The following is a 13111-nucleotide window of genomic DNA, read 5'->3' on the forward strand; positions in this document are numbered from 1 at the left end:
ACCAACCAATCCGCGCGACCTCTAAGCTTGGTTTTTAACCTGTGTGTTGTCGTCGCGCGGTGATGGTGCGGTCGCGTTTGACCGTTTTCCCGACGTCGTGGCTGGTCGGGGTGTGCCGGTTGCGGGAGCCGGGTGGGCGGCCGGGACCGGGTCGGCTGGGTTTCGGTGCACTGGCCGGGAGGACGGTCCGCGCGCGGATGTTCCGAAAGGCGCGGCGAACCCGGGCCGGGGTGAGCCGGGTGGGGGCGGCGGGTCGTTCCCAGGGGCGGCGTAGGTCGGCGGCCAGTGGTCGGGCCAGGCGGAGTTGGGTGTGGGAGGCGATGATCAGCCAGGTCCAGCGGTCGGCGGCTTCGGGGGTGCGCAGCTTCGGGGTTGTCCAGCCGAGGGTCTGCTTGAGCAGGCGGAATGTGTGCTCGAGATCGAATCTGCGGAGGAACGCCTGCCACCAGCGGTCCACGTCGGCGGCGCTCGCGTCGGTGGCGGAGCTCCATAGCCACACGGGCTTCGGGTCGCGGTCGCCGGGTAGGTGGTCGACCTGCAGCCGGAGCAGGGTGCCCTCGATGATCGGCAGTTCGCCGGCGTGGTCGATCCAGCACGTGCGCCGGGTCAGCCGGGGGTGGACCCGGTCCCAGCTGGTCGCGACGGCAGTGCCGTAGCGGGTGGTCTTGGTCGTCGTGGTGTGCACCGGTTCGATCCAGGTGGCGGGCCGGTTCAAGGCGATCTCCGGGCCGTGCTTGGGTGGGCGCCCGGTCGTGCCGGGCAGCCGTGGCGGCTTGGGCAGGCGCAGGACCCGGTCCGAGCGCAGTCGTCCGACCAGCTCGACGGGCAGATCGGCCAGTACGTAGGCGAGGCGGGTGATGTCGTATCCGGTGTCGGTGACGATCACGATGTCCGGGTCCCCGGGGCGCCAGTGCCCGGCGCTGGTCAGTCGCTCGATGACCGCGCGTAGCTGGGTGGCGGTCACCGCGGTGGCGTCGTCGGCCGGGCCGAGTCGAACCGCGTCCAGGACCGCCGTCCACGACGTCCGGCCCGTCTCCAGGGCGGCGACGAACGAGTATGGCCAGCCCGGGATCAGCTGCGCGTTGCCCTTTCCGCGTCCGTAGACATGGCAGAACAGCCGCTGATCGCTGGTCGTAGCGTCCGGGCGCAGCCACGGGCTGACATCCACGGCGAGCACGATCCGACCGTCGACGGCACGGGGCAACGGGAGACCGGCCAGCACCCGGCGCAGCCTCCGGGCGGAGATCCTGCCACAGGCCAACGCGTCGTACATCGCGCCGTGCCCGCGACGGTGCTCAGCCACCAAGGTCAGCTCCGGTAGCGAGCGAACCGGGCCGTCCGCGCACAACACGGCGTCGGTGAGCTCGAACAGCGCATCCGCTCGCGCAGTCAACGACGCGTAGAACTCCTGCCGAAACCCGGCAAGATCACCCCGCCCGACCGGAGTGTCACCGAGCACCACTGGCCCGGCAGAAGCCACACTGACCACCACGGCCACCGCTTTCGTCTTCGATGTTCTGTGGAAGGAACCCGAAGATGATCAAGCGGTGGCCGTACCCATGTCCCGCCGACACGCCGCCCGAACTACATCAACCTCCCAGCAGCAGCTCCGGAAGGTTAAAGATCAAGCTAAGAGGTCGTTTCAGAACGACTTGTCGAGTTTCCATTGACCCCTCGACGACAGATCAAACGGCAGGTCAGATAGCCGCTTGTCGTCTACAACAGACACGTCGACCTCGTTCTGAAATGACCTCTAAGAGGTCGCGCGGATTGGTCACAGCTTGGCCGCGGTCGAGTGTCTGGGGGCGAGGGCGGGTACGGGCCTGCCGATCATGAAGTTATCTACGCTTCGTGATCGTCTGGAGGCCGCGTGCCCACCCTGCCATCATGGCTGACCGAGCCGTTGTGGGACCAGTTCACCGCGCTGCTGCCTCATCGAGACGAGTTCGATCCCACCCATCCGCTGGGCTGCCATCGCCGCCGGATCGCGGATCGGATCGTGTTCGACAAGCTCCTGCAGGTACTGCGGTTCGGCTGCTCGTATGAGGGCATCGCTGACAGCACCTGCTCGGCGACCACCATCCGCGATCGTCGTGACGAGTGGATCAGGCTCGGGGTCTTCGCCCAGCTGCGTCGGATCGTCCTGGACGCCTACGACCGCATCGTCGGTCTGCTGCTGCACGACATCGCCGTCGATGGCGCCATCACCAAGGCCCCCGGCGGCGGCGAGGTCGCCGGTCCGTCGCCGGTGGACCGGCGCAAACAGGGTATGAAACGTTCGGTGCTCGTCGAGGGATACGGCATCCCGCTGGGCCGAGTCCTGGCCGGAGCCAACCGGCACGACTCCCCGCTACTGGGCCCCACCCTCGACCGCCTCGATGCTCTCGGCCCGCTGCCCGACGACATCACCGTGCACCTCGACGCCGGCTATGACTCCGGCAAGACCCGCGACACGCTGGCCGAACGAGGCCTGCACGGCGAGATCGCGCACAAGGGTGAGAAAGCGCCGATCCAGGCCACCCGCCGCTGGCACGTCGAGCGGACCAACGCTTGGCACAACAGCTTCAACCGGCTGCAGCGCTGCTACGAACGACGAGAAATCGTCGTCGACGCGTTCTTCGACCTCGCCGACACGATCGTCACACTCCGTAGCTTGATTCGGCAGGCCTGGACCACACACCGCTGGAACGCCCGACCTGCACGACGTCCATGATCACCAACCAATCCGCGCGACCTCTAAGGCCTACTCCTCACGCGCCATCCGCGCCCACCTGCGCGGACGACGGATCGTCGCGGTCATCCCGGAGCCGGCTGACCAGCAGGGACACCGGAAACGACGCGGCACACGCGGCGGTCGACCACCGGCGTTCGACCGGGTCGACTACCGCGGCCGCAACGTCGTCGAACGCGGGTTCTGCGAGGTCAAGCAGTGGCGCGGCCTCGCGACCCGCTACGACAAACTCGCCCTGACCTACCGCGGCGGAGTTGCACTGAAGGCCATCGTCACCTGGTTGCGCACTTTAGGAGACACACCCTAGCCCTCCGGGACCTCGCGCTCGATCTCGTCCAGCCAGATCGTCGCCGACAGGTCCGAGGGCGCCCGCCAGTCCCCGCGCGGCGACAGCGCGCCGCCCGCGGACACCTTCGGCCCGTTCGGCAGCGCCGAGCGCTTGAACTGGGCGAACTGGAAGAACCGCTGCGCGAAGACCTGCAGCCAGTGCCGGATCTCGGCGGCGGAGTAGGCGGGCCGTTCGTCGTCGGGGAACCCGGGTGGCCACGCCCCCACGGACGCGTCGGACCAGGCGTGCCCGGCCAGGAAGGCGATCTTCGACGGCCGGTGGCCGTGGCGCAGGGTGTACCAGAGCGTGAAGTCCTGCAGCGCGTACGGGCCGACGGTGGCCTGGCTGGACTGCACCGGCGTCGTCCCGTCGGAGGGGACGAGCTCGGGGGTGATCTCGGTGTCGAGCACCGACTGCAGCACGGTGGAGACCTCGCCCGGGAACTGCTCGGAGGAGATCACCCAGCGGATGAGGTGCTGCATCAGCGTCTTCGGGACGCCGCCGTTGACGTTGTAGTGCGACATCTGGTCGCCGACGCCGTAGGTGGACCAGCCGAGCGCGATCTCCGACAGGTCCCCGGTGCCCAGCACGATCCCGCCGCGCTGGTTGGCCAGCCGGAACAGGTAGTCGGTGCGCAGCCCGGCCTGGACGTTCTCGAAGGTCACGTCGTAGACGGGCTCGCCGCGGCCGAAGGGGTGGTCGATCTCGGCGAGCATCGTGCGTGCGGTGCCGGTGATGTCGATCGTGGCGAAGGTGACCCCGAGTGCCTCGGACAGCGCGACGGCGTTGCCGCGGGTGTGGTCCGAGGTCGCGAAGCCGGGCATGGTGAACGCCAGGATGTCGGTGCGCGGTCGGCCGAGCCGGTCCATCGCCCGGGCCGCGACGATCAGCGCGTGCGTGGAGTCCAGCCCGCCGGAGACACCGATCACGACCTTCGGCTGGCCGATCGCGCGCAGCCGCTGTTCCAGCCCGGCCACCTGGATCGAGTACGCCTCGAAGCAGTCCTGCTCGAGGCGCTCCGGGTCGGCGGGCACGAACGGGAAGCGCTCCACGGTGCGGCGCAGCCCGATGTCGTGGCCGGGCGGGTCGAGCCGGAACCGCACCGTGCGGAACGCGTCGGTGCGCGCGGCGTGGGTGCGGCGGTTGTCGTCGAAGGTGCCCTGGCGTCGCCGCTCGGCGGCGATCAGGTCCAGGTCGACGTCGGCGACGGCGCAGCGGGCGCCGTCGGGGAAGCGGTCGGACTCCGCGAGCAGGACACCGTTCTCGTAGATCATGGTCTGGCCGTCCCACGAGACGTCCGTGGTGGACTCGCCCTCACCGGCCGCGGCGTAGACGTAGGCGGCCAGGCAGCGTGCCGACGCCGAGCGCGACAGCAGGTGCCGGGTGTCGGCGCGGCCCACGGTGATCGGCGAGCCGGACAGGTTCGCCAGCACCGTCGCCCCGGCCAGTGCCGCCTCCGCCGACGGGGGGATGGGCACCCAGTAGTCCTCGCAGATCTCGGCGTGCAGCACGAGGCCGGGCACGTCCTCGGCGGCGAACAGCAGGTCCGTCCCGAACGGCACCTCGACCCCGGCGGCACCGCCGAGCCGGAGCGTGGCATCGCGGACGTCGTCGCCGGCCGCGGTCTGGCGACGCTCGTAGAACTCGCGGTAGGTCGGCAGGTACGACTTCGGCGCCACCCCGAGCACCCGTCCGCGGTGGATCACGACGGCGCAGTTGTAGAGCCGGTGGCGGTACCGCAGCGGCGCCCCGACCACGAGCACCGGCAGCAGCTCCGCCGTCGCGGCGACGAGCCCGAGCAGCTCGGCCTCGACCCGCTCCAGCAGCGTGTCCTGCATCAGGACGTCCTCGATCGAGTACCCCGAGAGCGTCAGCTCGGGGAACACGACGAGCCCGACGCCGTCGGCGTCACAGGCCCGCGCGGTCTCCAGCACGGCGGCGACGTTCGCGGCCGGGTCGGCCATCGTCGTGTGCAGGGTCGCCGCGGCGGTCCGCAGGAAATGGTGGCGGTAGACGGATCCGAAGTCCACGGGCGCCATTGTCACCCGTCGTCGATCAGCCCCGCCGACCCGCCAGCACCCGGGCGGCCCCGCAGGCCACCCCGGTGACGGCGAGCAGCCCCAGCAGTACCGCCCAGCCCGCCCCGACCGAGCCGCCGGCCAGCACGACGCCGAGCGACCCCAGCCACGCCAGCGGCACCAGCCACGCCAGCGGCACCAGCAGCCACAGCGCCAGACCGTGCAGGACCTTCGGGATCTCCCCGACGCCGGCCGCGACCACGATCCACACCACCCCGGCGAGCAGCCCGCCGACCAGCAGCAGGGTGCCGACTCCCTCCCAGACCATCTCCTCGTCTCCTCCCTACGGGTCCGGCACCGGCAGCACCCGCTGCGGCACCCCGGGCCCGTCGTCGACCGTGACACCGGCCGGTGCCGCGGAGGGCACCAGCGGGCCCGGCAGGTGTGCCCCCAACCAGTCCACCAGGTCCGGGAGCTGCGCGCGGACGGCGTTCTGGTTGTGCCCCCCGCCCGGGTACACCCGGGTGTCGACGGTCACCGGCGGTGTCGCCGCGGCCCGGATCCGGTCCGCGGCGGCCCGCTCGTCGGGCTCGTCGGTGCCCGCGGTGACCAGCATCGCCAGCGGGGCGGGCCGCCCCCGCAGCAGCGCGACGACGTCGTTGGCGGCGGCCAGGTCGGGCCGTCCGGCGAACAGCTCGCCGGTGACGACGTCGTCGGGGGTGCGGTCGTAGCCGCTCTGGCTGACCGCCAGCGCGTAGGTCCGGGGGTGACGCAGCGCCAGGTTCATCGCGCAGTACCCGCCCGAGGACCAGCCGGCCAGCGCCCAGGCGCCGCGGTCGGTGCGCACCCGGAGGTGCTGCATCGTCCAGCCGACCAGGTCGGTGGTCAGGTAGGTGTCGTCGTGCGCGCCGTGCTGGGCGTCGACGCACTCCTGGTCGTGCCCGAACCGGGGCTCGCCGTTGATGTCGGGGATCACCACGACCACCGGCGGGACGCGGTGCGCGGCGATCGCGGCGTCGAGCACGTCGGGCACCCTGAACAGGGCGGCGACCTCACGGGGCTCGCCGGGGAACCCGGGGAGCCACTCGACGACGGGGAACCGGTACCCCGGGTGCTCGGTGTAGCCGGGCGGGAGGTGGACGTCGGCGTCGCGGTCGATCCCCGAGGCGGCCCCGTGCAGCGTCATGTGCAGCGTGGTGCCCAGGCCGTGGGCGGAGCGGGCCGCGACCAGCGGCATGACCGCGTCCAGCCCGGCGCCGTCGGGGCCGATGTCGGCGGCGGTGCCCTCGCCCGGGTCCGGGGACGACCCGATCAGCGAGCCGACGGTCGGGAAGAACCCGCCGAGCAGGTTCGCCCCCGCCCCGCAGGCCGCGAGCACGACGACGGCGGAGGCGACCGCCAACAGCGACCGCCCGGTCCGGCGCACCCGGTGCCACGCGCCCCCGGTGCCGACGAGCAGCACCAGCGCCGTCGCCGCGAGCACCACCGGTGCGGCCGCGACGTCGAGCCGCAGCTCCGAGGCGTGGATCATCACGCGGCCCCGTTCACCGGCGCAGCAACCGCAGCAGAGCGGGCGGACGGCCGCCGAATCCCTCGGCCTCCAGCACGACGAACAGGATCCGCGGCAGGTCGCGCACGGCGGGGAACAGCACGTAGCGCGGGTACCAGGCCGGGCGGAACTTGGCGTTGAACCGGTACAGCGAGTCGATCTGCCACCAGCGCGACGCGATCCGCAGCACCCGTGCCCAGCCGCGGGCGACCGGGCCCGCCCCGATCCGCTCGCCGCGCTCCAGGGCGGACCGGAACATCGCGAAGTTCAGCGACACCCGCGTCACCCCGTGCTCCTTCGCGGCCGCCATGAGCTCGGCGATCATGAGTTCGTTGACACCGTTGTCGGCGTCGGGGTCGCGCACCATCAGGTCCAGCGACAGCCCGTCCCGGCCCCACGGCACGAGCTGGAGCATCCCGGTCGGCTCGCCCTCGCGCAGCGCGGTGACGATCACCGCGTCCGGGTCGGACGGGTCCGCCACCCGTGAGGACGCCATCGAGAAGCCGCGCTCGGACTCGTCGCCGCGCCAGCGGTGCGCCCGCTCGGCGACGCGCATCCGCCCGGTCTCGTCGAACTCGCGCAGCCGTGCCACCTCGACGGTGTGCCCGCTGCGCTGCATCCGGTTCACCGTCTGGCGCACCCCGCGCATCGGGCGCCCGTCCAGGCTGAACGACGCGGTCTCCAGCACGGCCTCGTCGCCGAGCTCCAGGGCGTCCAGCCCGGCCTTGGCCCAGGCGGTCGCGCCACGCTCGGAGCAGCCCAGGACCGCGGGGGACCAGCCGTAGCGGGTGCAGGTGGCGAGGAACGCCTCGATCACACCGGGCCAGGCCCCCACGTCGCCGACCGGGTCGCCGGAGGCCAGCGCGACCCCGGCCAGCACCCGGTAGGAGACCGCCGACTTCCCACCGTGGGCGAAGACCGCGGCCTTGTCCCGGCGCAGCGCGAAGTAGCCCAGCGAGTCCCCGTCGCGCCGGTCGAGAAGGGCACGCAGGCGCTGCTCGTCATCGGGCTCCAGCGCCGGGCGCGGCTCCGGCGAGCGCAGCAGGTGGTACCCGGCGACGACGAGCGCGACCACCCCGAAGGTCAGCCCGATCGCCGAGGTCAGGTCGTCGAGCCAGACGGCGCGCTGTTCGAACTCTACCGGGCCGGTCACCCCGATCAGCGACAGGGCCGCGTGCGCGGCCTGCGCCGCGACCGACGGGTCCCCGACGAGCCGGCGCGGGTTGAGCGCCAGCAGCACCCACACGATGAGGAACCCGGACAGCCCGAACTGCAGCAGCGAGCGGACCGACCGGCCGAGCCCGCCCGGGTCCTGCCGGGCCACGAAGTAGCGCCGCGTCGCGACCAGCGCCGCCAGCAGCGCGACGACCAGCACCGCCGGCCCGATGCCACGCCGCTGGTCCAGCACGTGCAGCAGGTTGACCACGACCAGGAACGTCGTCGTCGCGGTCGCGACCCACCAGGCCCGCTGCTTGCGCCGGCGCAGCCCGGTGGCCAGCAGCAGCCCGACCCCGGCGAGCGCCGTCACGACCAGCGACGCCAGCCCGAGGCCCGCGGGCAGGCCCAGCGTGCTGCGCAGCTCGCTGCCGAGGACCCGGCGGGGTGCGGGCAGGACCGCCGCGACCACGGTGAGGGCGCCGACGATGCGGGCGGCCCACACCACCGCACGGACGACGGCGGCCTCGGACAGTCTGCGCCGGCGCGCCTCGGGGTCCGGCGCCGGAGCGGCGCCGCGGGTGCGGACGTCCCCCTGCCCGTCCCCGGTGGTCCCCGGTCGGCCGGAGCCCTCAGAGCCCGTCACGCGTTCCCCTCCTGTCCGTCGTCCCCGGCGGCGGGCCGGTCGGCGACGCCCTGGCGGGCCACCGCATCCGGCAGCCGGGCGCCGAGTGAGTCCAGCTCGGCGGCGACGACGTCGGCCACCGGGGTGCCCGGCGCCGCGGTCACCGTCCCCCACGCCGGCGCCGGGCCCGGTGACGGCGCGCCCGGCACCGGGTCATCCTGCGTCGCCGCGGTGCGCAGGACGACCAGGTCCAACGGATCGGGCGAACCGGACGTCGCGTCCGGGCAGTCGGCACCGCCGGGGGGCCCGGCCGCCGTCGCGACGTCGGCGCGTTCGGCGAGTGCCCGCTCGAGGGGGCAGCCGGGTCCCCCGGGCGGTCCGGCGAGGGCCCACGCGGCCCGGTCGGCCCGCAGCACCGGCGAGCCCGCCCCGGCCGCGGCGGTCCGCAGCCGGGCCACCGGTACCCGGTCGGTCCGCAGCACCACCACGGCGGGCATCCGGCCGGCGTCGACGGCGGCGTCGACGGCGGCGGAGACGTCGCCGGGCCCGGTCCACACCAGGACGGGGTGGGCGAGGTGGTCGTCGTAACCGGGCGGGAGGTGCACGGGCACGTCCACACCGTCGACGGTCAGCAGGGTGTCCCGGCCGGGGCCGGTGACCGGCGGGGCGGGTGGCGCGGGCCGGTCGCCGCGGTCCGGCCCGGCGGCCAGCGAGGCGGGCGTCGGGTAGAAGCCGAACCAGGCGTTCGTCCCGACCGCGGCGGCGAGCACGACGAGTGCGACGACACCCGGCAACGCGGCCGCCCGCACGACGGGCCGCCACCGCGCCCAGCCTCGCAGCAGCACGACGAGGGTGAGCGCGGCCGTGCCGGCGACGGCCGTGACGGTGACGGCCGACCCGAGCGGGAGCAGTGCGGTCCCGGCGAGCACACCACCACGATTCCACGCCCGTCCCGGGGCCCCGGCGCCGGGATGATCCGTCCCCGGTCGTCGGGAACGTCCCGGATGGGGTCCAGGACTGGCTGTCCCAAACATGCCGTCCGGGGTCGCCCGCGGCGGGAACGCGCTACACCCAGCGTTGTCGCACAGGCGATCCGGTGGGGCCGAGTGGATGACGACGGTCACACGGACGACGGGGAACGGCGGTCCCGCCGCATGCCGGGGCGGTTCCGCGCCGACCCCTTCGTTGTTCGACAGCATTCCCACCGAGCCACGGAGGCCAGCAGCATGATCACGAAGGACATGACCCGGGAGCTCATCGGTCGGCAGGTCGTCGACAACCACGGCGAGAAGGTCGGCAAGATCGGCCAGATCTACCTCGACGAGCGCAGCGGTGACCCGACCTGGGCCACGGTCAACACCGGGCTGTTCGGCACCAAGGAGAGCTTCGTGCCGCTGCAGAACGCCGACGTGCACGAGAGCGACGTGGCCCTGGGTGTGGAGAAGAAGGCCGTGAAGGACTGCCCGCACGTGGGTCGCTCCGACGAGCGTCTGACCGGGTCGGAGGAGGACGAGCTCTACCGGCACTACGGCATCGGCACCGGCACCGGCACCGGTCGGACCGACGCGCGGCACGCCACCGGCGAGCGCACCGACCGCGACCGCACCGACCGCGACCGCGCCGCCCGCTCCGACCGCTCCGGCGACGACGCGATGGTCCGGCACGAGGAGAACCTGCGCGTCGGCACCGAGACCGAGGAGACCGGCCGCGTCGCGCTGCGCAAGTACGTCGTGACCGAGGACCAGACCGTCACCGTCCCGGTGTCGCACGAGGAGGTCCGCCTCGAGCGCGAGCCGATCGACGGCACCGAGGCGACGGCGCGTCCGGGCGCCATGGGCGAGGCCGAGCACGAGGTCACCCTGCACCGCGAGCGCCCGGTCGTCGACAAGACCACCGAGGCCGTGGAGAAGGTGCGCCTGGGCACCCGCACCGTCACCGAGGACGAGAAGGTCTCCGACACCGTCCGCAAGGAGCGCATCGAGGTCGACGACCCGCAGCACGCGCTGCCCCGCGACGAGCGCCGCAGCTGAGCGACGCCCCGCGCCACCGGCGCGTCACCGGAGCCCGCACCTCGGACCCGGTGACGCGCCGGTCCCATGTCCGGACCGGTCAGGAGGCGCCGAGCAGCGCGAACGCCGTCCGCAGCGCCCCGGCCGCCTCGGCGACGGCCTGCCGCGGGCGCGTGCCGATCCCGAGCGACGTCGCGAAACCGTGCACCAGGTCGGGGTGCCGGCGCAGCGTCGCCGGGCCGCCCGCCTCCCGCATCCGGGTCACCAGGTGCTCGCCCTCGTCGCGCAGCGGGTCGAACCCGGCCGTCGCGACGTAGGCGGGCGGCATCCCGATCAGGTCCCCCTCCGCGATCCGCAGCCGCGGGTCCTCGCGCATCGCCTCGGGCACGTACCAGCCGGCCATCGCCTCGATCGCCTCGCCGGTGAGCAGGAACCCGTCGCCGAACAGCTCGCGCGACCGGGTGTGCCCGTCGAGGTCGGTGACCGGGAAGAACGCCAGGCAGAACACCGGCCGCCCGGCCGGGTCGGCGCCCTCGCGGCTCGTCTCACGGGCCACCGTCAGGGCCAGGCTGGCCCCCGCGGAGTCCCCGCCGACCGCGATCGAGCCCCGGGTCGCCCCGAACTCCCCGGGATGGGCGGTGACGTACGCGAACGCGGCCAGGCAGTCGTCGACGGCGGCCGGGAAGGGGTGCTCGGGGGCGAGCCGGTAGTCCACCGAGAGCACCCGGGCGCCGGACTCGGCGGCCAGCGTCGCGCACAGCTCGTCGTGGGTGTCGAGGTCGCCCGCGACGAAACCGCCGCCGTGCACGTAGACGAGCAGCGCCCCCGCGACGACGTCGGGCCCCGGCGGCGGCACGTACAGCCGCGCCGGGAGGTCCGTCGCGGCCCCGGGGACCGTCCGGTCCTCGCGCCGCACCCCCGGTTCCTCGGTGCCGGCCACGACGCGGTCGACGAACGACTGGCCCGCCCGCATCCGCTCCGGTGGCGGCACCGGCTGCGGTCTGCGCGGGGTGAGCAGCCGCAGCAGCAGCTGGATGTCGAGGTCGAGCTGCTGGCCGTCGCGGCGGACGGGCGGGCCCGCGAGCACCCGTTTCACCGGCTTCGGCAGGGCCAGCACCCCGTGCAGGGCGCCCCGCGCCACACGTACCCGTCGATCCACGGCGACCTCCCGCGCTGACCCGATCTTCTCCCTCGATTGTGGCACTGCGTGCCGTTCGATGCCGGTGCTCGCGGCACGGATCACCCACCGGTCGTCGTGCCCGGTGTGCCTGCCCGGGCGCCGCGACCGATTCGCAACGTTCGGCCGCGGTCCCGGCCGTTTCCCGGTGGTCGGGTGCTCGTTCAGCCCGTAGAGATCATCGGCGGAGGGGGACGACGTGCGGACGAGGCTGCGGGCGACGGTCGTGGCGGGGGTGGCCGCGGTCGTCGCGGCGGTGGTCGCGGTGCCCCAGGCACTCGCCTCGCCGGACGGACCGCAGCCCGGCGGGTCGCCGGGGGACGTCGTGTCGGCGGAGCGGGTCCTCACCCCGACGGTGCCCGCCGCGACCGCGACCCGGATCCTCTACCGCAGCTTCGACACCGAGGACCGGGCGATCACGGTGAGCGGGATCGTCCTCACCCCGGTCGTCCCGGCGCCCGGTCCGACCCGGGTCGTCGGCTTCGCCGCGGGCACCCAGGGGCTCGCCGACCGGTGCGCGCCGTCGCGGCAGCTGCAGGCCGGGACCGAGTACGAGGCCCCGGCGCTCACCGCGCTGCTCGCGGCGGGCAACACCGTGGCCGTCACCGACTACGAGGGTCTGGGCACCCCCGGCGAGCACACCTACGTCAACCGGGCCGCGCAGGCGCACGCGCTGCTGGACGTCGTGCGCGCCGCCCGGCGGGCCGGCGTCGGTGTGCCGGAGGACGCCCCGGCCGCGCTCTACGGCTACTCCCAGGGCGGCGGCGCCTCGGCCGCCGCGGTCGAGCTCGCCCCCGACTACGCCCCCGAGCTCGACATCGTCGGCGCCTACGCGGGCGCGCCGCCCGCGGACCTGCGTGCCACCGGCCGCGCCCTGGAGGGCGGCCCCGCCGTCGCGCTGCTCGGCTACGCGGTGTCCGGTTTCGACGCCGCCTACCCCGACCTCGGGGTTCCGGACCTGCTCAACGACCGTGGCCGCCAGGTCATCGCCGAGCTGCGTGAGCAGTGCACCCAGGACTCGGCACTGCGCTACCCGGGCCTGCGCTCCGAGCAGCTGTCCGTCGACGGCCGGCCGCTCTCCGCCTTCCTCGACGAGGAACCCTTCGCGAGCCGGGTGGACGAGCAGCTGATCGGACGCCGTACGCCCGAGGCCCCGGTGCTGATCGTGCACAGCGTGGCCGACGACATCGTGCCGTTCGACCAGGGCCGGGAGCTGGCGCAGCGCTGGTGCGCCAGCGGCGCCGACGTCGAGTTCCGGCCCTCACCCGTCCCCGGGCACGTCGGTGGGTACCCGGACGGGCAGGCCCGCGCGCTGGCGTTCCTGCAGGCCCGGTTCGCCGGCCTGCCGGTGAGCTCCACCTGCGACTGACGGGTCCGCACCGGACGGTGTGACCGTCCACCGGGGACCGGATCCGGGGCGCGACCGCCGGGGTGCGGTCCGGGCGGACCGCCCTCCCGCCATGGTCAACGTATAACGCACCGGGGGACTTGCGGCAAGACCCCCGGACCGGTCCAGACT

11 protein-coding genes are annotated in these 13111 nt (G+C 73.7%); 4 read left to right on the top strand and 7 right to left on the bottom strand.

All coding sequences use genetic code 11. The annotated features are described in order from the left end of the window. Window positions 1-34: 34 nt before the first annotated feature. Window positions 35-1459, bottom strand: a complete 1425-nt coding sequence (locus KPF47_RS17085) for an NF041680 family putative transposase (protein ID WP_224386384.1) — start codon at window positions 1457-1459, stop codon at window positions 35-37. 411 nt (window positions 1460-1870) lie between these two features. Here KPF47_RS17085 and KPF47_RS17090 point away from each other — a divergent pair, with 411 nt between their 5' ends. Then, on the top strand, window positions 1871-2713 hold the full coding sequence (locus KPF47_RS17090; protein WP_224386276.1) for an IS5 family transposase: 843 nt from the start codon (window positions 1871-1873) through the stop codon (window positions 2711-2713). 10 nt (window positions 2714-2723) lie between these two features. Further along, on the top strand, window positions 2724-3038 hold the full coding sequence (locus KPF47_RS17095; protein WP_374108864.1) for a transposase: 315 nt from the start codon (window positions 2724-2726) through the stop codon (window positions 3036-3038). On the opposite strand, the gene KPF47_RS17100 is transcribed toward KPF47_RS17095, so the two are convergent. The 5 genes from KPF47_RS17100 to KPF47_RS17120 are packed head-to-tail and all read right to left on the bottom strand — an operon-like array spanning window position 3035 to window position 9335. Then, entirely contained in the window at window positions 3035-5089 is a 2055-nt protein-coding gene (locus KPF47_RS17100; RefSeq protein WP_224389739.1) for an NAD(+) synthase, read from the bottom strand. The genes KPF47_RS17095 and KPF47_RS17100 overlap by 4 nt on opposite strands. Window positions 5090-5114: 25 nt before the next feature. Next, window positions 5115-5405 (bottom strand): hypothetical protein, encoded by a 291-nt coding sequence (locus tag KPF47_RS17105; RefSeq protein WP_224389740.1) that lies wholly within the window; start codon window positions 5403-5405, stop codon window positions 5115-5117. A gap of 15 nt (window positions 5406-5420) precedes the next feature. Then, on the bottom strand, window positions 5421-6608 hold the full coding sequence (locus tag KPF47_RS17110) for an esterase family protein (protein WP_224389741.1): 1188 nt from the start codon (window positions 6606-6608) through the stop codon (window positions 5421-5423). 13 nt (window positions 6609-6621) lie between these two features. Further along, complete coding sequence (locus KPF47_RS17115; RefSeq protein WP_308015412.1) at window positions 6622-8427, bottom strand: phosphatidylglycerol lysyltransferase domain-containing protein; 1806 nt, start codon at window positions 8425-8427, stop codon at window positions 6622-6624. Beyond that, the gene (locus tag KPF47_RS17120) at window positions 8424-9335 is read right to left on the bottom strand and encodes a hypothetical protein (protein ID WP_224389742.1); all 912 of its coding nucleotides are present in this window, start codon (window positions 9333-9335) and stop codon (window positions 8424-8426) included. Before KPF47_RS17120 ends, KPF47_RS17115 begins: the two co-directional genes overlap by 4 nt. 297 nt (window positions 9336-9632) lie before the next feature. Here KPF47_RS17120 and KPF47_RS17125 point away from each other — a divergent pair, with 297 nt between their 5' ends. Further along, window positions 9633-10436 carry a DUF2382 domain-containing protein gene (locus KPF47_RS17125; protein WP_224389743.1) on the top strand — a complete coding sequence of 268 codons (804 nt, stop codon included), beginning with the start codon at window positions 9633-9635 and terminating at the stop codon, window positions 10434-10436. 79 nt (window positions 10437-10515) lie between these two features. Here the strand turns inward: KPF47_RS17125 and KPF47_RS17130 are convergent, their stop codons facing one another. After that, window positions 10516-11574, bottom strand: coding sequence for an alpha/beta hydrolase (locus KPF47_RS17130; protein WP_224389744.1), 1059 nt, complete (start codon window positions 11572-11574; stop codon window positions 10516-10518). Between the two features lie 217 nt (window positions 11575-11791). Between KPF47_RS17130 and KPF47_RS17135 the strand changes: the two genes are divergently transcribed. Next, window positions 11792-12961: a lipase family protein gene (locus KPF47_RS17135; RefSeq protein WP_224389745.1), complete on the top strand. Its 1170-nt coding sequence runs from the start codon at window positions 11792-11794 to the stop codon at window positions 12959-12961. Window positions 12962-13111: the final 150 nt, after the last annotated feature.

Origin of the sequence: Pseudonocardia sp. ICBG1293 (assembly GCF_020131355.1) — a bacterium.
Classification (GTDB): domain Bacteria; phylum Actinomycetota; class Actinomycetes; order Mycobacteriales; family Pseudonocardiaceae; genus Pseudonocardia.

Excerpts from the sequence above, each read along its gene's own strand:
- KPF47_RS17105 (WP_224389740.1), bottom strand. The coding sequence starts at position 5,405 with ATGGTCTGGGAGGGAGTCGGCACCCTGCTGCTGGTCGGCGGGCTGCTC.
- KPF47_RS17110 (WP_224389741.1), bottom strand. The coding sequence starts at position 6,608 with ATGATCCACGCCTCGGAGCTGCGGCTCGACGTCGCGGCCGCACCGGTG.
- KPF47_RS17125 (WP_224389743.1), top strand. The coding sequence starts at position 9,633 with ATGATCACGAAGGACATGACCCGGGAGCTCATCGGTCGGCAGGTCGTC.